This window comes from Gracilimonas sp., assembly GCF_040218225.1.
Taxonomy (GTDB): domain Bacteria; phylum Bacteroidota; class Rhodothermia; order Balneolales; family Balneolaceae; genus Gracilimonas.
The window spans coordinates 642,632-669,387 of record NZ_JAVJQO010000008.1; the positions used below are offsets into that span (position 1 = coordinate 642,632).

At 41.5% G+C, this 26,756-nt stretch carries 24 protein-coding genes; 6 read left to right on the top strand and 18 right to left on the bottom strand.

The window, feature by feature from the left end:
- Positions 1 to 12 precede the first annotated feature (12 nt).
- From RIB15_RS14190 to RIB15_RS14200, 3 genes are all read left to right on the top strand, one after another.
- Entirely contained in the window at positions 13 to 882 is an 870-nt protein-coding gene (locus tag RIB15_RS14190; protein WP_350202828.1) for an aldehyde dehydrogenase family protein, read from the top strand.
- A gap of 7 nt (positions 883 to 889) precedes the next feature.
- Positions 890 to 1,432 carry an SPOR domain-containing protein gene (locus RIB15_RS14195; protein WP_350202829.1) on the top strand — a complete coding sequence of 181 codons (543 nt, stop codon included), beginning with the start codon at positions 890 to 892 and terminating at the stop codon, positions 1,430 to 1,432.
- A gap of 103 nt (positions 1,433 to 1,535) precedes the next feature.
- On the top strand, positions 1,536 to 2,678 hold the full coding sequence (locus RIB15_RS14200; protein ID WP_350202830.1) for a PP2C family protein-serine/threonine phosphatase: 1,143 nt from the start codon (positions 1,536 to 1,538) through the stop codon (positions 2,676 to 2,678).
- Between the two features lie 21 nt (positions 2,679 to 2,699).
- Here the strand turns inward: RIB15_RS14200 and tkt are convergent, their stop codons facing one another.
- From tkt to uvrC, 9 genes are all read right to left on the bottom strand, one after another.
- Positions 2,700 to 4,694 (bottom strand): transketolase, encoded by a 1,995-nt coding sequence (tkt, locus tag RIB15_RS14205; protein ID WP_350202831.1) that lies wholly within the window; start codon positions 4,692 to 4,694, stop codon positions 2,700 to 2,702.
- Between the two features lie 157 nt (positions 4,695 to 4,851).
- Positions 4,852 to 5,886 (bottom strand): tetratricopeptide repeat protein, encoded by a 1,035-nt coding sequence (locus tag RIB15_RS14210; protein WP_350202832.1) that lies wholly within the window; start codon positions 5,884 to 5,886, stop codon positions 4,852 to 4,854.
- Positions 5,887 to 6,016: 130 nt separating this feature from the next.
- A complete protein-coding gene (locus tag RIB15_RS14215; protein WP_350202833.1) occupies positions 6,017 to 6,718 on the bottom strand; it encodes an LOG family protein in 702 nt (233 codons plus the stop codon).
- A gap of 11 nt (positions 6,719 to 6,729) precedes the next feature.
- The gene (locus tag RIB15_RS14220) at positions 6,730 to 7,353 is read right to left on the bottom strand and encodes a DUF5683 domain-containing protein (RefSeq protein ID WP_350202834.1); all 624 of its coding nucleotides are present in this window, start codon (positions 7,351 to 7,353) and stop codon (positions 6,730 to 6,732) included.
- Positions 7,337 to 8,257 (bottom strand): ParB/RepB/Spo0J family partition protein, encoded by a 921-nt coding sequence (locus tag RIB15_RS14225; RefSeq protein ID WP_350202835.1) that lies wholly within the window; start codon positions 8,255 to 8,257, stop codon positions 7,337 to 7,339. The genes RIB15_RS14220 and RIB15_RS14225 overlap by 17 nt, the downstream gene beginning before the upstream one ends.
- 16 nt (positions 8,258 to 8,273) lie before the next feature.
- A complete protein-coding gene (locus RIB15_RS14230; protein WP_255131781.1) occupies positions 8,274 to 9,071 on the bottom strand; it encodes a ParA family protein in 798 nt (265 codons plus the stop codon).
- Positions 9,072 to 9,211: 140 nt separating this feature from the next.
- Positions 9,212 to 9,760, bottom strand: a complete 549-nt coding sequence (locus RIB15_RS14235; protein ID WP_350202836.1) for an anti-sigma factor — start codon at positions 9,758 to 9,760, stop codon at positions 9,212 to 9,214.
- Positions 9,747 to 10,388: an RNA polymerase sigma factor gene (locus RIB15_RS14240; RefSeq protein ID WP_350202837.1), complete on the bottom strand. Its 642-nt coding sequence runs from the start codon at positions 10,386 to 10,388 to the stop codon at positions 9,747 to 9,749. The genes RIB15_RS14235 and RIB15_RS14240 overlap by 14 nt, the downstream gene beginning before the upstream one ends.
- Before the next feature lie 203 nt (positions 10,389 to 10,591).
- Positions 10,592 to 12,433, bottom strand: coding sequence for an excinuclease ABC subunit UvrC (gene uvrC, locus RIB15_RS14245; RefSeq protein ID WP_350202838.1), 1,842 nt, complete (start codon positions 12,431 to 12,433; stop codon positions 10,592 to 10,594).
- Between the two features lie 120 nt (positions 12,434 to 12,553).
- Between uvrC and RIB15_RS14250 the strand changes: the two genes are divergently transcribed.
- Positions 12,554 to 13,252 (top strand): RluA family pseudouridine synthase, encoded by a 699-nt coding sequence (locus RIB15_RS14250; RefSeq protein ID WP_350202839.1) that lies wholly within the window; start codon positions 12,554 to 12,556, stop codon positions 13,250 to 13,252.
- 10 nt (positions 13,253 to 13,262) lie between these two features.
- On the opposite strand, the gene RIB15_RS14255 is transcribed toward RIB15_RS14250, so the two are convergent.
- From RIB15_RS14255 to RIB15_RS14270, 4 genes are all read right to left on the bottom strand, one after another.
- The gene (locus RIB15_RS14255) at positions 13,263 to 15,122 is read right to left on the bottom strand and encodes a histidine kinase dimerization/phosphoacceptor domain -containing protein (RefSeq protein ID WP_350202840.1); all 1,860 of its coding nucleotides are present in this window, start codon (positions 15,120 to 15,122) and stop codon (positions 13,263 to 13,265) included.
- 79 nt (positions 15,123 to 15,201) lie between these two features.
- Positions 15,202 to 16,062 (bottom strand): monofunctional biosynthetic peptidoglycan transglycosylase, encoded by an 861-nt coding sequence (gene mtgA / locus RIB15_RS14260; protein ID WP_350202841.1) that lies wholly within the window; start codon positions 16,060 to 16,062, stop codon positions 15,202 to 15,204.
- 300 nt (positions 16,063 to 16,362) lie between these two features.
- Positions 16,363 to 17,688, bottom strand: coding sequence for a DNA recombination protein RmuC (locus tag RIB15_RS14265; RefSeq protein ID WP_350202842.1), 1,326 nt, complete (start codon positions 17,686 to 17,688; stop codon positions 16,363 to 16,365).
- Positions 17,689 to 17,796: 108 nt separating this feature from the next.
- Positions 17,797 to 18,609 (bottom strand): alpha/beta hydrolase, encoded by an 813-nt coding sequence (locus RIB15_RS14270; protein ID WP_350202843.1) that lies wholly within the window; start codon positions 18,607 to 18,609, stop codon positions 17,797 to 17,799.
- A 353-nt stretch (positions 18,610 to 18,962) separates the two neighbouring features.
- Between RIB15_RS14270 and RIB15_RS14275 the strand changes: the two genes are divergently transcribed.
- Positions 18,963 to 19,115: a hypothetical protein gene (locus RIB15_RS14275; protein ID WP_350202844.1), complete on the top strand. Its 153-nt coding sequence runs from the start codon at positions 18,963 to 18,965 to the stop codon at positions 19,113 to 19,115.
- Between the two features lie 29 nt (positions 19,116 to 19,144).
- On the opposite strand, the gene RIB15_RS14280 is transcribed toward RIB15_RS14275, so the two are convergent.
- The 5 genes from RIB15_RS14280 to RIB15_RS14300 all read right to left on the bottom strand — a co-directional run bounded on the left by RIB15_RS14280 (position 19,145) and on the right by RIB15_RS14300 (position 22,818).
- The gene (locus tag RIB15_RS14280) at positions 19,145 to 19,618 is read right to left on the bottom strand and encodes an EVE domain-containing protein (RefSeq protein ID WP_350202845.1); all 474 of its coding nucleotides are present in this window, start codon (positions 19,616 to 19,618) and stop codon (positions 19,145 to 19,147) included.
- 81 nt (positions 19,619 to 19,699) lie between these two features.
- Positions 19,700 to 20,707 (bottom strand): dTDP-glucose 4,6-dehydratase, encoded by a 1,008-nt coding sequence (gene rfbB, locus RIB15_RS14285; protein ID WP_350202846.1) that lies wholly within the window; start codon positions 20,705 to 20,707, stop codon positions 19,700 to 19,702.
- 1 nt (position 20,708) lies between these two features.
- A complete protein-coding gene (rfbC, locus tag RIB15_RS14290) occupies positions 20,709 to 21,254 on the bottom strand; it encodes a dTDP-4-dehydrorhamnose 3,5-epimerase (protein ID WP_350202847.1) in 546 nt (181 codons plus the stop codon).
- Positions 21,251 to 22,114, bottom strand: a complete 864-nt coding sequence (gene rfbD, locus RIB15_RS14295) for a dTDP-4-dehydrorhamnose reductase (RefSeq protein ID WP_350202848.1) — start codon at positions 22,112 to 22,114, stop codon at positions 21,251 to 21,253. The genes rfbC and rfbD overlap by 4 nt, the downstream gene beginning before the upstream one ends.
- A gap of 2 nt (positions 22,115 to 22,116) precedes the next feature.
- Positions 22,117 to 22,818, bottom strand: a complete 702-nt coding sequence (locus RIB15_RS14300) for a sugar phosphate nucleotidyltransferase (protein ID WP_350202849.1) — start codon at positions 22,816 to 22,818, stop codon at positions 22,117 to 22,119.
- A 159-nt stretch (positions 22,819 to 22,977) separates the two neighbouring features.
- On the opposite strand from RIB15_RS14300, the gene RIB15_RS14305 reads away from it, so the two are divergent.
- On the top strand, positions 22,978 to 26,670 hold the full coding sequence (locus RIB15_RS14305; RefSeq protein WP_350202850.1) for a DUF8693 domain-containing protein: 3,693 nt from the start codon (positions 22,978 to 22,980) through the stop codon (positions 26,668 to 26,670).
- The last annotated feature ends 86 nt before the right edge of the window (positions 26,671 to 26,756 follow it).

Below are 26,756 nucleotides of genomic sequence, written 5' to 3' on the forward strand. Positions count from 1 at the left end.
TAAGTATTAGATATGTCTGACAAAAGAATCGATGTAAAGAAAACATATAAGATGTATATGGGAGGAGATTTTCCTCGCTCAGAATCTGGCCGCACTTATAAAGTTTATGACAGTGAAAAAAACCTTTTAGCTAATGCCTGTCAGGGTTCCCGTAAGGATTTCCGTGATGCTGTTAAAATAGCCCGCGGAGCTTTCGACGGGTGGAGTTCCAGAAGTGCTTACAATCGCGGTCAAATCCTGTATCGTATCGCCGAGATGCTGGAAGACCGTCGCGATCAGTTTATGAAAGAATTAGGGCCAATCGGTTTTAAAACCTCAGAAGCTGAAGCTGATATCAATGCGTCTATCGACCGTCTTATTTACTACGCAGGCTGGGCAGATAAGTATCAACAGGTATTTGGGTCTATAAACCCCGTGGCCAGCTCACATTTCAACTTTAGTTTACTGGAACCTACCGGTGTGGTTGCTGCTTTCGCTCCTGAAAAGAGCCCTCTTTTGGGATTGGTTTCCATCATCGTACCTATCATTGTAGGAGGAAACACCTGTGTAATCCTTGCTTCTGAAGATCACCCTTTACCAGCTATAAGTTTTGCTGAAGTTTTGAATTCTTCGGATGTACCTGGAGGAGTGGTAAACATCCTTACAGGATTCCGTAAAGAATTATCGGAACATTTTAGTACGCATATGGATGTAAATGCCATGATATACACTGATACATTACCTCAGGAAATGAAGAAGAGCATCGATGAAAACGCCTCACTTAATGTGAAACGCATTATTAAAAAGCCCATTGAAGACTGGTATTCAGAAGAAGCTCAATCTCCCTATTTCCTGACGAATTTCCAGGAAACTAAAACCACATGGCATCCTGTTGGATTTTAAACCTATTATGAGATACTTAAGCTTATTTGTTCTGCTTCTTTTTGCAGCAGTTGCGTGTTCAACAACCGAACAAGCCGTAAATAATACCATTGAAGAAGCCAGAGAAAATCTACAATCTCAGAATGAAGAGATTGTATCTAACCTGAATTTAGAGGATTACAGAACTCAGCTCTCCGATGCGTATGCCTACCGTGAGAATAAGATTCCTGATGCTTTCAACCAGATTCGGGTTGAACAGGAAGAAGAAAAAGATTTGTATGAAGGGTATCGCATCCAGATCTATTCAGGTCAAAGTGTAGTTGAAGCAGACACCATGGCCGGCAACTTCCGTGCCTGGGCAGATACAACCATCGTGGGTTACCAACCAGATACATATACCTTTTTCAGGACTCCTTTCTACCGCGTACATGTGGGTGATTTTCATGAGCGGGATCGTGCTATTCAGTTTTCTAATATCGTAAAACGATACTTTAAAGACGCTTGGGTAGTATACGACCGGGTAAATCCGGCTCGCGTTCCGGCTGATACAACCGTCATAGAAACCCAGTAATTTCTCTTAAATTACAGCCTGAGAATAAATGCTGTTCAAATGCTAAACTTTTTAGTTATTATTACGAACAAGCGCTAAATATAAATTCAGATCATTTATTGCCTTGGGTTTAAAAAACGAAGCACAATCCGGCTACGGTACTAAAAAGTTTTATCAGGAATATGTCTCTGGAATGAGCCGGGAAAGATTCTCTAAAGAGCTCACTGCAGATACTGAACGTCTTAAGCTTGTGTACAAAGAAGCTGTTGAAGATATAGAGAGACAGCAGGGACAACAGCTCCCCGGACATATCAAGATGCTGCGTTTGTTTTCTGATCTTGCTCAACGTCTGAATCCCACCCGACGACTTATTTTTGGCTTAGGTTCAGTAAGTTTTGTGGCTTATTACCTTCTAAACTTTCTCGACATCATTCAATACTTCCTCATTGGAGACCTGCTCCTCCCTTTCAGTTTTCTAAGCATGTTTATGCTGCTGTTGATAGAACTTTTGGAAAAATCGGACGTGCAGAAAGAAATTGATCTCGCACGGGAAATCCAGCTCAGTCTTTTACCCGGTACTTCATTAAGTAAAGACAATCTTGAAGTCTATTCTTTCGCTCACACGGCTAAAGAAGTAGGTGGCGACTATTTGGACGTCATTGAAACAGAAAAAGGAACATATGTTGTCATAGCTGATGTATCCGGAAAAGGATTGAGTGCTGCCCTGTACATGGTTCGCCTTCAGGCATTGGTGAATTTGATCATCGAAAAAGACCATCCATCCCCAAAAGAGCTTTTTCTTCAGCTTAATAACTATATAAAAAGTAACAGTAAGGATAAGACGTTTGTTACCGGGTGTGCTGCTTTCTTTCCGAATGATGAGGACCATTTTGAATATATCCGCGCGGGGCATAACATCCCCATTTACTACAACAAAGAGCGCGATACGACTTTTAATCTAAAGGCAAATGGATTTGCTCTGGGTATGGCTTCTACCAAACTTCTGGACAAGAATCTGGAAGTGAAAAAATTCCATTTCAAACCTGGGGATTCTGTTCTATTCTATACCGATGGACTCAATGAATCACGAAATGAGCGGGGTGAAGAATACGGGGAAGAACGGATAGAATCTCTGATGGAGATCTACGGTTCACTTCATGCTAAAACCATCATTGGTAAAGTACAGTCATCACTGGAAGCATTTATTGGCTCCGTAAGTCCACTGGATGATGTCACTTTTACCTGTGTACATCGCCCTGAAAAGTAAGAGCAGGTTCAGTTCTTTTCTTTATTTGGAAGTCGCTTTAACTACTGCATCTGATGTAATCCCAAAATGCTCATAGAGTTCTTCATAAGGTGCAGATTCACCAAAGCTGTTCAGGCCTATAGCTGTGCCTTCAGTTCCAATATAGCGCTCCCATCCAAATGTTGAACCGGCTTCAATCGAAACTCTGTTTGTAACTTCTTTGGGCAGCACAGATTCTTTATATGAAGCGTCCTGCTTCTCAAACAACTCCCAGCTAGGCATGCTTACTACTCGCGCGTCTATGCCTTTGTCAGCAAGCTTAGTTTTAGCTTCTACTGCGAACTGCAGCTCAGATCCTGTCCCAATCAGAATTGCATCCGGAGTTTCTTTTTCTGAATCAGCATATATGTAAGCACCTTTTTGAACTAAAGACGCGTGGTTTTTATCACTACGTGACAAAGTAGGTAAATTCTGCCGGGTTAAAACCAATAGCGTTGGACCGGATGTATTTTCAAGTGCAGATTTCCATGCGTAAGATGTCTCATTAGCGTCGCCAGGTCTTAAGATAGTGATATTTGGCATCGCCCTGAGGCTGGCAAGGTGTTCCACGGGCTGGTGAGTGGGTCCATCTTCCCCAAGGCCGATACTATCGTGAGTCAGTACAAAAATAGAAGGTACTTTCATCAAACCAGCCAAACGGATAGCTGGTCGCATATAATCTGTAAATACAAAGAAAGTTGCTCCATAGGGTATCAGTCCGCCATGAAGTGCCATACCATTAACAGCTGCTCCCATAGCGTGTTCACGGACTCCATAATGAATGGTTCTTCCTGTAGGATTATCTCCCTGGTAAGAGCCATAACCATCAATATCGGTTTTGGTACTTCCGCCTAGATCCGCAGAACCACCAAATAAATTCGGAACCTCATCTTTGATGGCATTAATTACTTTGCCAGAAGCCGCACGACTTGCTATCCCTTTAGTATCTTCGTCAAACTTAGGTAAGATTGATTCTAGTACAGGTGATAATTCGCGGTTAATCCATGCATTGAATGCCTCCCCTTCTTCAGAAAAAGCTTTTTCATATGCAGCTATTTTATCATTCCATTCTTTTTCTGCCCGCTTTCCTTTGTCCAGTTCTTCTCTGAATACTTTGAGAGCATCCTCTGGGATATAAAACTTCTTGTCTGGATCCCAGCCATATCCTTCTTTCGTAAGCCTGATTTCATCTTCACCCAAAGGAGAACCATGAGATGATTCACTATCCTGCTTATTAGGACTACCGTATCCAATGTGAGTTGTACAAACAACAAGCGACGGCTTATCTTTTACTGATTGAGCTTCTTCTATTGCAGAGGTAATTGCGTCATGATCGTGCCCATCAATTTCAACAACATGCCAGTTGTAAGCTTCAAATCGTTTTGAAACATCCTCAGTAAATGCTAGATCGGTAGACCCTTCAATTGAAATACTGTTGGAATCATACAAGTAGATCAATTTCCCCAAACCCATATGTCCGGCCATAGAGGCTGACTCATGAGAAATTCCTTCCATCAAATCACCATCACTTACAATTGCGTAGGTATAGTGATCAACAATTTCGTGTCCTTTTTTATTGAATTTAGCAGCTAAAAAGTGTTCTGCCATTGCCATTCCAATACCCGTTCCAAACCCCTGCCCTAATGGTCCGGTCGTTGTTTCTACTCCAGGTGTCATTCCATATTCAGGGTGCCCGGGAGTAATACTTCCCATCTGTCTGAAGTTCTTTATTTCCTCCAGACTCAATTCATAACCGGTAAGGTGAAGCAAGCTATATAGCAACATAGAGCCATGACCTGCTGAAAGAATAAACCGATCTCTGTCGAACCAGTTTGGATTTTTTGGGTTATGCTTTAAAAATTTTGTCCAAAGTATATAGGCTACATCTGCCATCCCCATTGGCATGCCTGGATGCCCGGAATTTGCTTTTTCAACGGCATCCATAGATAAGGTTCTAATTGTATTTACACAAAGCTGGTCAAGTTTTGATGCAGGCATTTATTGGTTTGGTGGAATGAAAATTAGGATTTTAAAATCGATACGAAGATAGGAAAAGGCATGTATGTAAAAAAGAAAAAGCGATATTATTTGCTCATAAAAAAACCACCCTGCCCGAAGACAGCGTGGTTTAAAATATTACTTATCAGATAACTTTTTATCGTGCAGTAGAATCACACTTTAGCTCATACTCCATTTTGTGTTGAGCTGGAGACTTGAATGACCCAAATAGCGCATTACTGAATGCATCACAAGCAACCGACTTATTGCCTAATGTCTGGTGAGCATAACCTAACTCAAAGTAGATTTTTGCTTTATCGGTTTTACCACCACTTTCATGGTCTAAAGCAGTTGTGGCAAATTCAACAGCTTTCTCATAATTGCCGGCTTTGTTACTTGCTTCAGCAAGCCGGTAGTAAACATCCGCAGACTCATCATCATATTTAAGAGCTGTATTCAGTGTTTCCACAGCTGTTTGAATATCACCTGATTCCGATTGTCGTGTTCCAACGGCCAACAGTTCATCATGAGCAGCTTCTCTAGCTTTTTCAGCAATGTCAGTATTATCTGTGGCTTCAGCAGTTGTGATAGCCTGATCGTACCATTTCAGTAATTCATCAACATTTTGATCAATAATACCATCATCATCGGTATCATTTTGTTTCTTGATGATTTTCGCCTTGTGATAGTATGCTACAGCATAATTAGAATTCTCATTCAGTGCTTTATCTATTGCCTGTGCAGATTTTTCTAATTCATTATTAGAATAGAGTGTTACAGATTTTTGATATAAAAGAACAGGAATATTACGCTCTGCGATTGGTGTCACACGGGTATCATTATACTCTTCGCCCACCTGCACAACTTCCCGGAAAGCGCTAATCGTCGCATCCAGATCTTCTAAGCTTTTGCTCTTTTGGTACGCCTGATATTGAGCTCTAGCCTTATTGAAATAGGCAGCAGGAATCTGCTGTTCTACTCTGCCCACAATGTCTTCACCTTCCGGACCAAGTTGTCTTGCAATAGTTAGTGCCTGTGTGTAGGATGCAATAGCAGCTTCGAAATTACCAGATTTGGCTTCTTCATATCCTGCATTATAAGCCTTAACAGCATCTGTTTTAGTTTGAGCAAAAACTGTAGTTGCCATCAAAACTAAAACAATCGCTATTGAACTTCTTTTAAAAACCTTCATATCTATTTTGTTTGTGATCGTTAGTTGCAGCGCCGAATTTAATAAAAAATGACGCTGAAATTAAAATTATAACTGCCTTTCTAATGAAATAGTATTAATAAAACTCAACAAAGCGCTTTCATGTTCCCAATTAAAAGTAAAAGTTTGGCATAGGCTCTTTTTGGCTGTAAAAATCACAGATTATTTCAACAGCTTCATCTGTTGAATCTGTTACATGAAAAAGATCTGTGTCATTATCAGAAATAGTGCCCCACTCTTTCATCGTATTTTCCATCCAATCTATCAAGCCCGACCAGTATTCACTCCCAAAAAGAACAATAGGTATTTGATCAATTTTACGAGTTTGAATAAGTGTAAGACTTTCAAATAATTCATCGAGTGTGCCAAAACCACCAGGGAATACAATAAAACCCTGGGCATATTTCACGAACATCACCTTTCGTACAAAAAAGTAATTAAAATTTATGCTAAAGGCCGGGTCAACATGTTGATTAATTCCTTGCTCAAAGGGTAAACTAATTCCCAGCCCTACCGACTTACCCTTTCCAACCTCAGCTCCTTTATTGGCAGCCTCCATGATTCCCGGGCCTCCGCCGGTAATAACACCAAATCCTTTTCTGGTAATTTTATCAGCTGTTTCAACGGCTAATTTGTAATATTCGTCTTCCGGTTTGGTTCGGGCTGAACCAAAAATGGAAATGCAAGGCCCAATCTGAAAAAGCTTATCATATCCTTCAACAAGCTCTCCCATAATTTTAAATACACTCCAAATGTCACGGTCATAACCATTAGACTGGCTTCTGTTTCGAAATTCTCTTTGTTCTTCACTCATAAATAAATCAACTAAAAATTAAGGGACAATGAAATAGAAGGAACCGGTTCAGCATTCCCAATAGCCAAAACCCCGGGTCTAACTTTTGCATTCATCGACAAATCATCAGACACATCAAATGGCCGAAGGTGTGCAAAAACATATGCATCTATTGCGTTAAGTGCATACGACAATCCAATAAATACATATACCAAATCACGCCGATTTCGATAAAAGTTTCGGGTTTCCCTGAGCGAATTAAGATTCGCATTTTCAGGTATATACCCAGGTGTTGGCCCAAACCTGTTGTCATCCGGCGTATCAGGATTCAAGTTATAGAAAGCGGCCCGGTAATCATGATAATTTTTATGCAAATAAATGCTGTAATAAGTCAGACCTCCTAACAATCCATACACAATGGGTACTTTCCATGCCTGCTTGTTCGTCACTTGTCCCCAACCCGGTATGATTAGTGATCTCCTTAGAACCATTTTAGGTTCAGGATAAACTTTCTTTTCAGAAGCTGAATCTGCTAAAGCCTGTTTCAGGGAATAGTTTTGAGGAACAAATTTTTGATAGGAACTAAAGTTTTGAGAAAATCCCTGTTCGCAAAGAATCAATCCCAAAAAAAGAATAAGACTAATCGATCGAGTCAAAAATTCCCAATATTCGTTCAAGGTCGTCATCGGAATAATATTCAATCCTGATTTCTCCTCCTTCCTTCTTGGGTTGTACATTTACTTTTGTACTAAATGTACGACGCAAACGGGCGGAAATTTCATCATAAAAAGGATTTGACGCCTCTTTCTTTGATGCAGATTTCTTTTTTGCCTTCGAAGAGCTCATGACGTCACGAACTGCTTCTTCAATCTGGCGAACCGATAATCCTTTATCGATAACTTTCTTGAGGATCTTCTGCTGAACATCTTCATCTTCGATAGTAATTAAGGCACGCGCATGTCCCATCGAAATCTGATTCGACTTTAAAGCAGATTGAATGAAATCAGGCAGGTTCAGGAGACGTAGCATATTGGTTACAGTTGTCCTGTTTTTACCTACCCGCTCAGCTACTTCAGCCTGGGTATAATCAAATTCTTCAAGCAGTCGTTTATAACCCAAAGCCACTTCCAACGGATTTAGTTCTTCCCGCTGGATGTTTTCGATCAATGCGAAAGCCATACTTTGCTCGTCGTCAGCTTCACGAATGAAAGCGGGTATTTCCTTCAGCCCGGCTAATTTTGCAGCTCTTAAGCGCCGCTCCCCACTAATAAGCTCAAACCGCTTTTCACCAATATACCGAACCGTAATTGGCTGAATTAAACCATGCTTTTTGATGGAAGCGCCAAGTTCATCCAATTTCTCTTCATCAAACTCTTTTCGGGGCTGATGCGGGTTTTTCCGGATATGATCAACCGGAACAAACAACACGATATTAACGCGGTCTTCCGGATTTACGATACTTTTTTCAACACCTTCTTTCTTCTCCGCTTCTTTGCCCTCTTCCTGATATTCAGGAAAAAAAGCGCCTAATCCACGGCCTAGTACTTTTTTAGTAGCCATAATCTAAATTTCTGTCTTAATCAGTAAGAACCGGGCTGTTCTTAAATAGTTTTTTATTTCTCTTGATGATTTCCCGGGCCAACGCCAGATAATTTTTTGCACCAACACTGGTAGAATCATAGAGAAGAGCTGGCTTGCCAAAACTTGGAGCCTCAGCCAAACGAATATTTCTGGCGATTACGGCTTTGAAAACCCGATCGTCAAAATAACGTTTCACCTCATCTGCGACCTGATTCGATAGCCTTGTACGGGTGTCATACATCGTGAGCAGTACACCCTCAATATCCAAATCAGGATTTAAATGCTGGCGTACAATTTTAATGGTATTTAAAAGCTGTCCTAATCCTTCTAAGGCAAAATATTCACACTGAACGGGAATTACGATAGAATTTGATGCGGTTAGAGCATTGATTGTTAAAAGCCCTAATGAAGGGGGACAATCAATAATGACGAAATCATATTTATCCCTCACACTTTCAATAGCTTTCTTGAGAATTCTCTCACGCTCTTCACGATCAATCATTTCAATTTCAGCGCCGACCAAATTTATATGAGAGGGCACTAAATCCAGGAAGTCCAATTCTGTCTGGCGAATCGTATCTTCTATATCAGTGCTGCCAATCATTATTTCATACACCGAATTGGTCACTGTCTTGGTATCTATGCCAAGACCACTGGTGGTATTACTCTGCGGATCAATATCGATAACCAGCGTTGGATGCTCAACAGCAGCCAAACTCGCAGCTAAATTAATTGCCGTGGTTGTTTTTCCTACTCCACCTTTCTGATTGGCAATTGAAATGACTTTTCCCATTAAAAACCTGCTTTATGCTTGATATACTTTATTGACAAAAACTAATATAAAGCGAGGTGCACTGCTATACAAAAATACTTATTCACATATTAAGGGAAAGTTTTCCACATTAAAAAGGCAACCTGTTGGCTGCCTTATACTTAATTGGATGAACCGGTCAGCAAAATTCCGTTGCCACCAGTAGAATTTGCATTCGGATCGTTAACCAACTCCAGCTTTTCATAGCTTTTATCTAAATCACTTTTTAGAGCTGCTGACTGATTAATGGGCTGATCACCGGAAAAACGAAGGATTTCATTCCGATCTACCCACGGTTCAATGGTTTTTGAGTTGGAAGACACTGAAGGTGTGATTTCAGAACCATCCGTATAAAAATAATATCCACCGCCGGTGAATGCGGCCAATAAGATAGCCGCAGCAATTCCTCTTTTGACGAAGAAAGTAATGTTTTTAGATTTTTTTAGGGTATCAGATTGTAGCTGTTTTGCGTCATTCGTTATTTTTTGAGTTAGTTGTTCGGGAGGTGTTTTTTTAGGAAGGCCCGAGAGCCTTCGTCTAGTGGCTCTCAGACTTTCGACTTCGATTAACAGATCTTCATCTTCCCGCATTAATTTTTCAAACTCCATTTCCTCTGAAGGATCCATTTCCTTCATCAGATAACGAATAGCTTTATTTTCATCCGTGTGCATGTTTTTGCTCTTCTTCTCGTTCTTCTTCAAAATATTTTCGAAGGTTTATGAGCGCGTATCGCATACGACCTAATGCCGTATTTATGGATACATCGGTAAGTTCTGCAATTTCCTTAAATGGCATTTCATAATAGTGCCGTAAAAGAACTACCGAACGTTGCTCTTCAGGAAGTTTAGCAATGTGTCTCATCAGACTTGCCCGGGTCTCAGTTTCAACCAATTGCTCATCTGCGTCCACAACACTTTCATCTTCCATCCGATCAAAATAATCGGTGTTAGAGTCCTCGTCGCTCCATCCACTAACGTCGATATAACGCTTTTGTTTTCTTAGATAATCAATCGTTGCATTATGTGCAATACGCATCACCCAGGCAATCCATTTACCTTGTTCATTGTAGGTGTCATCCATTTTGGTGATGACTTTGGTGAAGGTAGTTTGAAACAGATCATTAGCGATTTCGGGATTCATCACCATGCTGTAGATATAGGAATAAATCTTCTGCTGATGCCGGTTCATCAGTTCATTAAAAGCCGACTCATCTGCGCTGTTTCGAAATTTCTTTACGAGCTCTCTGTCCTTTAAACTTTTGTAGTTAGTTTTCTCAACGTGTCTGTTAATTAATTTCATAATAAGTCACCCTGTTTTTTGGGTTATGCCCTCAGCAGATAAACTGAAACTCTGACCTTTTGTTTCAATAACCATCTGATGCAAAAGAGCGTTTCGTACCAAAGACTAATTCTTTGATTCTGTGCCTATTTTAATATGCCAAGCACGGTATTCATATAACATGTTGATGTTACTCAAAGCTCACATTACAGGTGTGAGACGAATCACTCGTGGAAATAGTTGTACACTTTTTCTCCTAACACCTTACCAAGGTTAAACTGTAATTCTTCTTTTTTGGCCTTTCTGATTTTTTTTACTGAACCAAACTCTATAAGTAGTTTTTGTGCCGTCTTCTCTCCTACACCATCTATGTCTAAAAGTTCTGTTTTAACCGTTCGTTTGCTTCTTTTTTTGCGGTGAAAAGTAATTGCAAATCGGTGGGCTTCATCTCTGGCTTGCTGTAATAATTTCAGCGCGGATGATTTTTTTGGAATCATAATTGGGTCAGACATGCCGGGCAGAAATACTTCTTCCAATCTCTTTGCCAGACCTATAATTTCACATTCTCCGAAGAAATCAATTTCCTTTAGAGCTTCTACCGCCGAACTAAGCTGCCCCTTTCCTCCATCCACAATAATCAGATCAGGTATCTGCTGCCCTTCTTTTTGAACCCGGGAATAGCGCCGGATCAGAATCTCTTTCATGGATGCGAAATCGTCCGGGCCTTCCACTGTTTTTATATTGAACCGCTTGTATTCGCTCTTGCGAGGTTTCGCATCTACAAAACATACCATGGAGGCAACCGGATCTGTACCCTGCAGGTTTGAGTTGTCAAAACACTCAATTCTGCGGGGCAACCGGTCTAATTTCAAATGTTCTTTCAGCTCTTTCACAGCGTGGGGAATCCGGTTACGCTCCGCTTTCTCTTTTTCCAATGCCCGCTCATTCAGGTGAAGCTTGGCATTTGCAAGTGCCATTTTAATCAACTGTTTTTTCTCTCCGATCTGAGGCACATGTACAGGAACAATCTTTCCTCTCTCCTGATGCAGATACTGTTCAAGTGGTTCCACATCTTCCATGTCATGGCTCAGGTAAACCTCATCCGGAATGGCTGCGGTGTATTGCCCGGTATAATAATCTTCCACAAAGGATTGCAGCATTTCTCCTTTATTTAACCCCTCGATATTTTTCAGGAACCGGTGAAACTTCCCAATCATTTTCCCTTCACGGATCTTAAACAAAACTCCGCAGGCTTCTCCGATTTCTTCATTCTTTCCAATAGCAAAAACATCGCGGTCCACTTTTTTGGAGACCACCATTTTCATCTTCTGACTGTAGCGTTTTACAGCTTCAAGACTATCACGGAGCTGGGCGGCTTGCTCAAACTCCAGAGCATCCGAAGCGATCTGCATTTCATCTTTCAGTTCCCTGATCAGCTGATCGGTTTGTCCGTTCAGCATTCGGTCTACTTTTTGAATGGTGGCCTGGTAAACTTCATCGTCCCAATCGCCTGAACAGTTTTGCAGATAATCATCGAAACAGGAGTGCCACTTTGGTACGCCTTTGGTCTTGTCGATATTTTTTTGAGAAACTGCACAGGTACAAAGGCCAAATGCTTTCCGGATGGTCTCCAGCATTCGCTTCATAGCCCCAACACTGTCATAGGGACCGTAATATTTACTTCCATCCTTTACCACGGTCCGGGTTGGATAAACCCGCGGTTTGGCTTGGTTAGTGATACAGATGTAGGGATAGGACTTGTCATCCCGATACATAATATTGTACCGGGGCTGGTATTGTTTGATCAGGTTATTTTCGAGAATCAGCGCCTCTGCTTCAGAATCAGTAACTACAACCTCGATGTCATCAATTTTTGATACCATCGTTTTGATACGGCCATCTTGTGGACGGGAATCCTGAAAGTAAGACCGAACCCGGTTTCGAAGTTTCTTGGCCTTACCTACATATAGTTCAGTTCCGGAAGAATCCCGGTAGATATAAACCCCAGGTGAGGTGGGTAGATTGGCGACTTTTTCAGAGAGTTGTACTTGTCCTTCGTTGCTCATGGAACAAAGATAATAGATTTAAACACAGATTTATAGAGCCATGGCTTTTCAAATATTTTTAAGAGGATTTATTTCAATGTACCTTTACATCAATCTTATTTTAATTCAATTTTCTTCTTCTTGAATACTAAATTCACCAAGACAAAGCCCAACATCCCAATCATTTTTGAAGACAATCACCTGCTGGTGATTGATAAACCGGCCGGTGTTCTTTCCCAGGAAGACCATACCGGTGATCCTGATGTATTGAATCTTTGTAAGGAGTACATCAAGAAAGAGTACAACAAGCCTGGAAATGTATACCTGGGTTTGGTACATAGGCTTGACCGCCCTGTAAGTGGGGTGATGGTTCTTGCCAAAACATCCAAAGCGGCTTCCCGCCTCTCTTATCAAATCAGAAAGCGGACCATGAAGAAAACTTATTGGGCACTGGTTCATGGGATGGCTCCGGTTTACGGGGAACATGTGCACTTTTTAGACAAAGATAACCGAACTAACACCGTCAAAGCCTATTCAAAGCCAAAAGGAAAGGCAAAAGAGTCGCGCCTGAAATTCATCACCATCAAACAAAATGCTAATTTCAGCGTGGTGGAAGTAGATTTGATCACTGGCCGGCCTCATCAGATCAGGGTACAGTTTGCGAAAGAAGGCACCCCGCTTTGGGGTGATCATAAATATGGAAATCCTGAGGAAAGTCAGGGTAAAGATATCGCGCTTCGTGCTGTAAAGCTGGAGCTGGAGCATCCAACCCTAAAAGAAATCATGACCTTCAAAGCTCCAAAACCCACAGGACAACCCTGGAATAAGTTTGAATACTAGGTTCCTGATTTTAAACCAATACGTTTGCTGTTGAGCCTTTATGGTTCCTTAAATGGTTGAATTTAAGCTGATACTCAGTCCCATTTTCTCCCGTTTTAATATCGATCTCAGACTTAATTTGTTCAGAATACGAAAGCACTAATGTGGTGCCCAACGTAGGACTATTTTCCAATTCAAATCCTTCCGGGAGACCTATTCCATCGTCTTTTACAGACAAGATAACTTCATCCTGGTTGGCTTTTATTTCAACCGTTATGACTCCCTTTTCTTTTCCTTCAAAGGCAAACTCGTAGGCATTAGAAACTAATTCATTCACAATTAATGCCAGAGGAACGGCCTGATTCACATTCATTTCAATTCTGCCTACAGACGATTTCAGTTCAATAAGTTTGTCTTCAGGACTTCTTTTCATTTCAATAAACTGAAGCAATTGAATCAGGTAGTGATCGAAGCGGATTCCGTTAAAATCTTTAGCCTTATACAGATCTTCGTGAATCAGAGCCATCGACTTAACCCGCATGAGGTTAGTTAGAAGCGCTGCTTTTACCTGGTCATTTTCACTGACAAATTCCTGCATTTGCAGAAAGCCGGAAATAACAGCAAGGTTATTCTTAACCCGGTGATGTACTTCAGCTAACAGCACTTCTTTCTCAGCAAGCAGTGCCTCCAGCTTCTCCTGATAGCTACGCTGGGCTTCAATACTTTGACTAGTTCCGATCAGGTATTTCTTGCCGTCTTTCTCAAACGAAACTGCATTAAATAAAAATGGTTTTTTGCTTCCATTTTTCTGTATCAGGTCTGCCTCAATGCTTCCGAGAGGCTCAGAGCTGGAAAATGACTGATCAATATATTGCTGAATGAGACTTTTATCTTCTCCTTCAAAGAAATCCAGCGGAGAAAGCTCTGCATATTCTTCTTCAGTATATCCATGGTCGTCGTGGTTCCGACTCCACTTAATCAGATTTCCGTTTTCATCAAACATGAAGAAATTCAGCGGCAACGACTTAATAATCGTTTCGCTAAACAATTTTTCTTTATTCAATTCTTTCTCGGCTTGCTTTCGCTGAGTAATATCTTTTGCTGTTATCAGTAGCTTTTCATCTTTAAACACTCCATTCAGTTCAAGAAAAACCTCTTTATTATGTAGTTCCAATTTGGCCTCAGATTCAAAAGCATGATCTCCAGACTGAGTCCATTTTTTTAAATCATTGATCAAAGCCTGATCAGGGCATAATTCATTTAAAGATTTCGGGCAAGCTTCTTCATCTGATCTGCACAGAAGATCACCTCCATTCCTGCTCAACGTCTCAATTTCCAGCGTATCGGGATTCAGAACCAGCATCAAATCTACGGAAGCTTCCAGAAAAGCCGCTTTGGTTTCGAGCTCTTTATTCTTTTTACTGAGTTCGAGCCGTGCTTCAATTTCGCTTGCAATGGTACGCAATGCATCAAGCTGGGCATCCGAAAGCTTCTTGGGTTCTTGCCCCAATACACAAATTGACCCAAGGTTTTGCTGATTTCTTTTGATGTTCACACCGGCATAGAATCTCAGTTTGGGATCGCCTGTAACGAATTCAAAATGGCGGAAACGATCGTCTTCGGAAGCGTCTTCCACCACCATATATTCATCTTTGGTGATGGTGGTATGACAGAAATTTAACTCTCTTGGCGATTCCTTGATGTCATTACCATAGTTAGCCTTAGACCAGGCCCTCTTTTCATCAATAAAGTTGATCTTAGCAATGGGAACCTCGCAAATTTGGGCAGCCAGTTTTACCAGGTTGTCATATTCCTGACTCTCCTCTGTATCTAAAATTTCGTATGAATGGAGAACTTCCAGCCTTTTTGCTTCAGAAGAAAACTTCGACATAATGATATAATCCGGATAATGTTACTGCTCAAGTAGGGTCATTTTATCGGCAAAAGAACTTTTTTATTAATACTGTTTTTCAATTATTTACCGAATCCAGCTTAATCTCCATCAGAATAGAATCAAGATAAAGCCCGATGGAATCCTGAATGGCGGCTAAATCTACCGAGTCTAACAGAACGTCTTCTCTTTGAAGAGTATCAACCGTATCAGGCTTTGGTTCTGGTTTTGGCAAATACCTGATGCCGCTGAGCTGCTGCATATTTCTCAGTATCCATTGGCTTCGCTGTGCAACATACTCTGAAGCTGGCTCCGGTTCTATACGCTTGGGACTTGGAAGCACGGTTGCCATGCGGGCCGATTGCTTTGGAGTGAGATCTGAGGCGGGCTTGTTATAGTAAAATTCAGAAGCCTTGTTGACTCCATACATGCCCGGCCCAAACTCCGCTGTATTCAGATACACTTCCAGAATACGGTCTTTTGTCCAGAAGAATTCAATCAGAACCGCAATACCGGCTTCTATTCCTTTCCTGAAATAGGTTTGAGCCGGAGATAAAAACAGGTTTTTCGCCACCTGCTGGGTAATGGTACTGGCACCACGGACTCTTCCACTCTGTTCTTTTTCTTCCAAAGCTTTGTCAATAGCAGCAAGATCCAATCCCCAGTGCTCCCTGAATCGCTGATCTTCGGAAGCGATAACGGCTAATTTCAGGTGATCCGGTAGTTGCTCATCGGGAACCCAGCTTTGTCGAAGGTTATATCGCTCTTTGCCAAAGTCTTCCCAGTTTTCCTGTAAAGTAAAGGCCGTGAAAGGAGGATTTACCCAACGCAGTATAAAAATCAGCATACAAAACCAGAACGACCAGCCCAGCAAAACACCGCCGATTATCTTGCTGTGCCGTTGCCAGTTTTTAAATGAATTTGATGATTGTTCTTCCATAAACCAAAGGTATCAATTTTAACAACAGATACAGCAATGGCAGGATTTTGTTTCCTTTTTATGATGCTGAGCCCAAAAATACTGGTGACCTGACAGTCCAAACGACTAGCCAACTAATAACCACCCTGAACTTGTCATCCTGAGCGCCTGAAAAGCCTTATTGAATGACATTAAAGACCGCGAAGGATCTCAAATTCTGTAGTAAGGGATAGTTTAACCTTTGAGATCCTTCGTGATTTATACCCCAATCCATATTTTTTACTACGCACTCAGGATGACAATAGTGAAAAGTTAATGATATCACTCATCAAGTAATTCGTCGTCTTCCACCGTCATGTTATCAGGAAGCTGCTTGGATGATTTGGCTCCCAGTTTACGGATCATCTCGGCCTGGCGGACTAAATTGCCTGCGCCGGTTGAAAGTCGGCCCATGGCCTCATCATAGCTATCCTGAGTTTGACGAATCCGCTGACCAATATCATTCATGCTTTCCACGAACAGCACAAATTTATCATACAGTGCTCCGCCTCTCTTAGCAATTTCCATAGCATTCTTATTCTGATATTCCTGCTTCCACACGCTGTCGATAGTAGCCAGAGTCGCCAATAAGGTAGAAGGACTTACAATCACGATATTTTGGTCGAAGGCTTCATAATACAAGTTGGAATCAAACTGCAAAGCGGCACCAAAAGCTGGTTCAATGGGAATGAACAACAGAACGAAATCAGGGCTTTTCTCCCCATGAATTTGTTGGTAATCCTTGGCACTCAATCCTTTCACGTGTGTTCGGATTGAATTGACGTGTTCCTTTATAAACCGTTCTTGTTCGTCCTGATCATCTGCCGAACTATATTTTTCATAGGCAGTCAAAGATACTTTAGAATCTATAATCAGGAATTTCTCATCAGGAAGATGCACAACCACATCTGGCTGCAGGCGCTTACCCTCATCGGTCGTAACCGAATACTGCGTCTGATACTCCCGCCCTTTGGTGAGGCCTGATTTTTCCAAAATACGTTCCAGAATTACTTCGCCCCAATTCCCCTGAGATTTTGAATCTCCCTTTAAAGCTTTGGTTAGATTTTTAGCATCGTCGCTCATTTTTTGATTCAGCTCCATCAGGTGCTTAAGCTCCTGCTTGAGAGAACCACGGGCCTCCACCTCGTCTTTGTGAGTTTCCTCTACCTTCTTCTTGAAAGCCTCCAATTTCTCTCCCAGCGGGTTCAGCAGCTGATCGATCTGTTCCTTGTTTTGCTTGGTGAATTTCTCGGATTTCTCTTCCAGGATTTTATTCGCCAGGTTTTCGAACTGTGTAGTAAGCTGTTCCTGCATTTCGGAAAGCTCTTTCTTCTGTTCGTTGAGTCGTTCCTGCAAATTCCTGTAATCGGCATTCCGTTCGGCCAGCTGTTTATCAAGTTCATTAGCCCGAATTCGTTCTTTTGAAAGTTCTTCTTCTTTTTGCTGCTGAAGCTGATTCAGTTCGGATTCGGTCTCTTCCAACTGCTCTTTCAGGTTTTGATTGCGTTCCTCCAACCGCGAACTCTCTGACTTTGATCTGAAATGCGCAATAGCAAACCCTGCCATTCCCCCGATGATAATTCCTGCTATGGCTAAGATATAATCCATGTACCTATTTAATCTTTTGAGTGTTCAAGATTTCCGGTTCAAGTCCGAAGTAAGATCTCACGCAAATATAATAAGGTTGAGTGACAACCCTTGTCACCAATCCCAACATTAATTTACAGATAAGATTTCATTCATTTCCCTGATCAGCTCCTGATTCCCATAAATCCAGCCGTGTCCCTGATTTTCCAACACAAAATATTCGTCACCTTCTTTCAGAAATTCTGTGAGCCTTAACGACCTTTCTATGGGTAGGACCTGATCTTCCCCCGCGTAAAAAATGTAGACGGGTTCCTCAATTTTCTGCAGGGCCAGGTCTGTTCGCAGGGGAAATCGAACCAGGAAATCTGGCAGGAAAGCAAACTGTGCATCTTTCATATCCACCATACTGTAGTAGGGTGTCCACATGATCAACATTCCGGGATCATTAGCTGCCGCCACTTGTGCGGCCACTCCTGTTCCAAGTGAATACCCCATCAGAACAATATTTCCCTCCTCATATTCCTTCTTCATCTCATTAAAAACGAACTTCATGTCCCCCACTAAATCCTCTTCATTCCAAAGCTGGCCCGTACTTTTTCCATACTCCCTGTAATCAGGGTAAAGCACATCGTAGCCATTATTCAGGAAAAGTTCGATTTTTGCGGGATTGGTCCGATTTGAACCCCGGTTTCCATGAAAATAGATCGCCAGTCCTTTTGCGGAGTCAGTGAAAGCATGAATGGCATGAATTCGAACGCCATCTTCTGGCTCAAACCAGCGTTCTTCAAATGAAAATTCATACCGGTAGGGTTCATTTTCATTCAGTTGGGAAGGCCTGAAAATGATGGAATTTTGGATCAGGTAAAAATATCCGCAAACGCCAATGTAGGCGAACAGCAGCGTTGCACCAAAAGTGATGAATAGTTTTTTTATCCGGTTCATATAATGATTTCTGAAAAGCGGTCTCTTAATGAGGTTAATAAATATAACAAGATTCTCAGCAAGTGATAAGCCTTTTGTGTCTCTGAATTATACCATCAATCACCCACATAGATACTCTGAATAATTTTGCTGGAATGTTATTCACTTGCAAGTCCTTTATTAATTGAATGTTAAATAAACCGCTTATATGAAACTATCAGATGTTTTCATCCTGGGTTCAGCGTTCCTCTCAATGCTGTTATCCATCTACTTATGGTACACAACCAATCCTGAAGCAGGAATTTTTGTAGGACTTTGGGTCCCTTCTCTTTTAGGCTTCGGAATCTATATCAAAAATATTTACAGGAGTCCCAATGAGTAATACAGTTATATTATTTTGCGGAATTTTTGCAACCGTTCTATTTCTGATTGGATATGGCCTGACAATCAAAGAATTCAGGGAACTTGAAGACGAGCGTAAAACCAATTCATTCCCCGAAGAAAGTAATGCTGAGATCAAAAAATGATCCCAGCATTTTAAAAGGATGGTTGAAGATTACTTTATCTCAGCTTTAGCTAGTTCGTGCAGTCTTTTCCACTCTTTCTCTCTTACCGGTGTGATTGAGTGACGGGCTAAGCGAAATAATTCCATATCCTGCAGAATCGGGTCTTCCTTAAGCTGATCGCGGGTTACCTCATTCTCAAACTTTTGGACAAATTTAACGTCCACCAATTGCCAGCGAGGTTCGCTTTCGGTACTCTTTTCATCGAAGTATTTAGAATTCGGATCAAACTGAAGCGGATCGGGATGTGATTCTTTGGAGACTTCCATCGTCCCAACTATTACCGGGGTGGAAATATTGGAATGATAGAATAATACGCCATCCCCCTTTTTCATGTCATCGCGCATATAATTTCGTGCAGCATAATTTCTGACGCCCGTCCACTCAGTTTCGCCGTCTTTCTTTAAATCGTCAATGCTGTAGTCATCCGGTTCTGATTTCATTAACCAATAGTTTCTATCGCTCATTGTATTCGCTTTAGAATTAAGAATTAGAAATTAAAAATTTAAAATTGGATTGATTTGTGCCAATTTTAAATTTTTAATTATTCATTTTGAATTATACTTCTCCACATACCACAAAATTGTTTGGCGGAGCATTCCGTCGAAATCCTGAGAAGGTTCCCAGCCCAATTCATTCTTAATTTTTGAGGCATCGATAGCATACCGGAAATCATGTCCCAGCCGGTCGGTTACAAAAGTGATCAGGTTTTTATAGTCACCCTCTGGTCCTTTTCCTACTTCTTCGTTCAGGATATCACAGATTTTCCGTACCAGGTCAATGTTTTTCCATTCGTTATTGCCGCCAATTGTATACGTTTCACCAGCCTTACCCTTGCCAAAAGCTACATCCAAAGCATCGCAATGGTTATGCACAAAAAGCCAGTCGCGGACATTCTCCCCTTTCCCATATACAGGTATTTTCTCATGGTTGATGGCACTTCGAATGACGACGGGAATTAGTTTCTCATCATGTTGGTGTGGCCCGTAATTGTTGGAACAATTGGTGGTGACCACATTCATGCCGTAGGTATGATAATAGGCTCGCACAATCATATCGCTGCCGGCTTTGGAAGCTGAATAAGGAGAATTAGGAGCATAGGGAGTTTCCTCAGTAAAAAAGCCATCCTCGTCTTGTAGCTCGCCATACACTTCATCTGTAGAAACATGCAAAAAACGATTGTTTTCCCATTCCTCTTCATCATCCTTCCAAAGCAACCGACACTCTTCCAGAATATTGAATGTGCCTACAATGTTAGACTGTATAAAGGGTTCGGGCCCCTGTATTGAATTATCAACATGAGACTCTGCAGCAAGATGAAAAACCCCCTGCGGCTTGAACGTCTGCACTATATCGTGCACCTCGTTTCTATTAACCAAATCCACTTTCTTAAAGTAGTATCTGCCCGAATCTTTGAGTGATTTCAGATAGGATTGATCGGAGGCATATGTAAGTTTATCCAGGTTGTATATTTCCCAATCCGGGTGGTCTTCGGTAAGTCTTAAAATCAGGTTCGAACCAATGAAACCGGCTCCTCCCGTTACAATAATTCGCATATCAGAATAAGTCTTCTTCTTTGAGTGATGAAAATAAAGGCAGTTTCCGGTCTTTTTCAGAAAGAATTGGACGGGCCACATCCCAGTGAATTCGAATCAGAGGATCATCCCAGCGCACCCCCCGCTCCCCTTCGGCATTGTAATAATCTGAGCACTTGTAGGCCACAACCGCCTCATCAGAAAGCACCGAAAAGCCATGGGCAAATCCTTTAGGGATGAAAAGCATTCGTTTGCTTACATCCGTGAGCTTAAAGGCCACATAATTTCCAAAAGAAGGAGAATTCTGCCGAAGATCTACAGCCACATCCAGTATTGATCCCTTCAGGCACTGTACCAGTTTATCCTGGGGATTTTCTATTTGATAATGCAATCCACGAACCGTGTTTTTATAGGATTTTGAGACGTTATCTTGCACAAAATCTACATCAATACCCGATTTTTTGAGCTCCGATTTCCGATAAGCCTCAAAAAAATATCCCCGGTCGTCTTCAAAAACCCGGGGTTCTATAATTTTTACAGCAGGAATGCGTGTTTCTGTAATCTTCATACTTTAAGTTCGGCCAACATTGATTTTAATCCTTCTTCCCATTCAATAAGGGAAACGCCTGAGATGTTAGCAATTTTTTCAGTACTTAACAGGGAAAAAGCCGGACGTTTGGCTTTGGTAGGGAATGCGGAGCTATCTACCGGCTCAAGATTAATATCTACTCCAGCTTGTTTAAAAATTTCTGATGCAAAATCGTACCAGGTTATCTTTCCTTTTGAGGTCAGATGGAAAACTCCCTCTTCATTGCCTTCAATAAGCTGCCAGCAGTTTTCAACCACATTTTTTGCAAAAGTGGGACAGCCAAATTGATCATTCACAACCTTTAGTGTATCACGGTCTTCAGCCAGTTTGAGCATCGTTTTCACAAAGTTGCTGCCATACTTACCACACAGCCATGAAACCCGGATAAGCAAATAGTTGCATCCACTGTCCTGAATAGCTTTTTCTCCGGCAAGTTTAGAACTCCCATACACATTAATCGGTTTAGTGGGATGATCTTCAGTGTACCCTTCCGGAAATTTCTCCATATCCTCTTTTGTCCCGGGAAAAACATAATCGGTTGAAAAATGCAATATCTTAATTTTTTTTTGGGCACAATATTTGGCCAGGTTTCCAACCGCCTTTTCATTTACCTGGAAAGCTTTTTCGGGTTCATCTTCGGCCTGATCTACTTTTGTGTAGGCTGCACAATTAATAATAAGATCCGGTCGGAGATTGCTCAGCACACGATTGGTATCCGCATGGTCGGTTACATCCAGATCAGCGGAAGGCAAGGATATAAACTCCACTTCTTTACGGTTCAGGAAGCTCACCCATTCCCTTCCAAGCTGACCACTGCCACCCGTAATTAAAATCCGCATAATTATCCCCTTACCAATTCATTGGCGATCCGGTATGATTCAGGTGTTCCGGCATCGGTCCACCAACCTTCCATTACCGAGCTTTTCATTTCTCCTTTTTGAATGTAGAAGTTATTGACATCTGTTATTTCTAACTCTCCCCGGCCAGATGGCTTTAAGTTTTGAATGCAATCAAAGACTTTTGAGTCATAAAAGTAAACGCCGGTCACGGCATAATTTGATTTAGGCTTCTCCGGTTTTTCTTCGATCGAAAGTACTTCCTCTCCATCCAGCTCAGCCACCCCATATCGTTTGGGGTCGGGTACTTCCTTGATCAGAATCTGAGCGCCGGTTCCGTCATAGTTGTCAACAGCCTTTTTTAGTGAACTCTGAAAAATATTATCACCCAGTATTACAACCACAGGTTCATCTCCTGCAAAATTTTCTGCCAGTCCCAAAGCTTGTGCAATTCCTCCCGCCTCATCCTGTACCTTATAGGTGAACCTACAACCAAAATCCTTCCCTGAACCCAACAAATTAACAACCGCTCCCATGTGCTCTGTTCCGGTCACGATCAGTATCTCCTGAATACCCACTTCTGTTAGCTTTTCGATGGGATGATAAATCATGGGTTTGTCACCAATCGGAAGCAAATGTTTGTTCGTAACTTTAGTTAGAGGAAATAACCGTGATCCGGTTCCGCCTGCAAGAATAATTCCTTTCATAAAAAACTTTGATTCAATTTGGCTCAAAATAAGAAAAGTTAATTTACATCTGCTAAATCATTATTAGAGTCTGTTAATTAACGAGAATTAACTCATTAAGAACTTTACAAAAGCATATTTTTATACGATAAATTTTGAGAGACCTTCAGGCTTTAGGCAGTGATTAAATCCAAGATTCACATAAAAATTCTGTTCATCACCATATTTCTTTTTTGTATGGGTGGAATTGATGTATCTGCCCAAACCACAAATTGGAATGGCTCTGTTAACAGCGACTGGAATAATGCTTCGAACTGGAGTAACGGCGTTCCCGGCCCGGGATATAGAGCAGTTATCACGAATTACTCCAATAAGCCAATCCTTAATACTTCAGCAACGGTAAATACCCTTCAGCTCGGGAGTTACTACCCGGGTCCGGGAGTTACCTTTCTTACGGTGATATCAGGTGGAAATTTAACGATCACCAATGAAATTGAATTCAATGGCAATGGAGGCTCTCTACACATTGACGGGGGAACGGTAAATCATACCGGAACCTCACTCGACTGGGGTTCCAATGATAATCGTTATGTAGAAATGACCAGCGGTAGTTTTACCACCAATGCAAATTTTTCGATTAATGGTGGAAATAAAACAACACAACCTGGCTTCTCGGTTGGCAGCGGAACAGCTACTTTTAATGGAAATCTTACCGTCAGCAGTTCGGGTAGCGGCAAATGGTTTGATGCCGGTTCTGGTGTTGTAAATGTAGAAGGTAACCTGAACATTCAGAATAGTGCATTATTTGAATTAGGCACAGCAACTTTGACTGTTGATGGAACAACAACCATTAACGGTACATTTGACGGTGAAGATGGAATGGCAACTTTTGAAGGACCAGCAAATGTTCAAAGTGGAGGCACATTAGAAAACGATTCCGGTACACTCGTATTTAATTCCACACTAGATGTGCAAGGTAATGCCTATGCTTATTTAGGATCGGGTACCGTAGAAATTAACAACGATGTACAAGTTCAAAGCTCCGGATATTTTTATGTGCAGGATGCTACCGTGAACATCAATGGTAATGCTGACTTTTCGAGCAACGGTAATCTATATGTTGATACTGGAACTATTAATGTTGCTGGCGACGCCTCCGTTACAAGTGGGGGTTCGATGTCGCTTGGGAGTGGTAATTTGGAGCTTTCCGGAGATTTTGAAGTCACCGGTGGCAGTAATTTTAATGCCGATTCCAGTACCGTAACCTTTAGTGGAGACAACACTCAAACCATCACCACCAATGGTAGCAATATCACTTTCAATAATGTCGTCGTCGATTCCGGAGCTACTTTCCAAACTGACGGGGGTTCTGAGAATGTAGTTACGGTTGAAGGTAACCTTACCGTTAATGAAGGTGGTTCTGTCAATGTACAGGACGATGACCAACTCGATATTCAGGGTGAAGTAAATGGTGATGGTTCAGATAACGTACAGAGCCCGGCCCCATTTGCCGTTTCTGCGGTAGCAACCGATGTAAACACCGTCATTGTTACTTTTAACAAGGCCATGGTCGAATCCTTGGCAGAGAATGTTTCCAATTATACCATAGAAAGGGTCAGCAACTCCAACTCGGTAACCGTAAACAGTGCTACTCTAAATACGGGAGGCAATAGTAAACAGGTTACATTGTCTATATCCACCATTCTTGAAGATGTGGAATACCGAATCATCATGAACAACCTTGAAAGCACTGACAACGGGGAATTATCTGACAATCACATCAAGAGGTTTACCAAGGTAGGCCCCATTACTTTTTATAGCGTTACTTCCGGCAACTGGGCTACTGCAGGCACCTGGTCCAAAACCAGTCATTCTGGTACTCCTTCTGCTTCTGACCATCCCGGAAATACAAATAATGCAACCGTAATTGTTGGTGATGGTGATGTAGTCACTATTTCAAGTTCCACAAGCATTGAAAATCAAACTGCGGTTCAGGTGAAATCAGGATCGGTACTTCGTGTAGGTTCAGGTGGGGTCTTAACCACCGGATTAAAGACGATAACCGGAGCGGGTACTTTTGAAGTTACAACAGGAACCCTCAGAATAGGTTCACTTTCAGGTATTTCGTCTTCCGGGTCAACCGGAAATATTCAAACCACAACCCGTACATTCGGTACTTCAGGCAGTTACACGTACAATGGAAGCGGAGTACAAAATACAGGCAATGGTTTACCCGGAACGGTACAGAATTTAACGATCTCGAATAGCTCCGGAGTAACTTTATCAACCAATAACATTCAGGTTAGTGGTACCCTCTTTTTAACCAGTGGGACGTTCAACATTGGGTCCGGAAAAAATTTAATCGCAAACACAAAATCCATTGGCAGCGGAGATCTCAAAATTGAGCGAACCATAACCGGTTCCAATGGCTGGCGATTACTTTCTTCTCCATTAGATACTGATTTTGATGATCTGCTTGACAAAACCGTAACTCAGGGCTTTACAGGCGCCTATTATAGTACTGGGTCAAATCCTGGAGACACATTACAACCTAATGTGCTTTATTACGATGAAACCTATCCCGGTACGGATAATCAACGGTGGAGAGCCCCATCCAATGCTTCAAATTCTATTCCAGAAGGACTTGGGTTGTTCACCTATATCTTCGGGGATATCGATGCTGACCCAAATTATAATGACGTTTTCCCACTGCCATTAACACTGGATGTTCAGGGACAAGAAAATGAAGGACCTGTTGATTTTGGTGTCACCTATACCACCTCTGCTGACTCAGGCTGGAATTTAGCAGGCAATCCCTATGCTGCCACTATCGATTGGGATAACGCCTCTTCCTGGACCAAAACAAATATCGATCAAACCATCTACATATGGGATTATAGCAGCAACCAATTTTTAACCTGGAATGGATCTACAGGAGATTTAGGAAGTGGATTAATTGCTCCTTTCCAGGGGTTTTGGATTAAAGCTAATGCAATCACTCCTTCTCTTGTTGTTGAGGAAGATGCTAAAACAACGGGCGGTACCTATGTTGGCAAACTAAATTCAGCTAACAACAAAGCTAACCACCCAATGTTTTCTCTGACGCTGGTTGATGATCAGAACAGGGAAGTTTCAGCTCATTTTATGTTTACTGAGTCGGCTAAAATTGGTAAAGATCCCTTAGATGGATACCGTTTAAATCCGTACTCCGGCATTACTGATTACATTGAATTATCCTCTGTTTCTTCCAGCGGAGATAAATATTCTATCAATAACCTGCCTCGTAATTTTGGAACACCTATCGAAATCCCACTTCAGGTAGAAGCTTATGAAAATGGGTTTTCGATTTCTAAAAGTATGTACATGAAGCTTCAGAAATTTTCGAATATACCGGATGGTTGGACGATCACATTGATTGATAAAAAAACATCAACAGAAGTCAGCCTCAAAAATCAACCCTCGTATATATTTACACACAAAGGTACTATGGGGAAACAAGCGGCAAATCAAAGTAGCTCTTTGAAACCAAAAATTCAGAGTAAGGCAGATCCCAAAAATGCTCGTTTTGTAATACGGATAGAACCGGGAGCAGATGCCAGCGACCTCCCTTCCGATTTTACCCTGAAACAAAATTATCCTAATCCCTTTAATCCTTCCACAAAAATTCAATTTGAACTACCGCTACAAGGCGTTGCAGAACTCTCGATTTTTGATATTCTCGGTAGAAAAGTAACAACCATTGTTGATTCTGAACTTCAGGCAGGAATACACACGTTTACCTGGGACGCCTCTAACTTTTCAAGTGGTATTTATTTATATCGATTAGTCACAAACAATGGTGTTTTTACCAAAAAAATGACCTTGATTAAATAGCGCTTCCTTTCTTCTTATAGATTATTTTCATGCGGGTTAGAAATAGCTAATCATTCCCAAGTTTAGAAAACCAATAATTATATTTG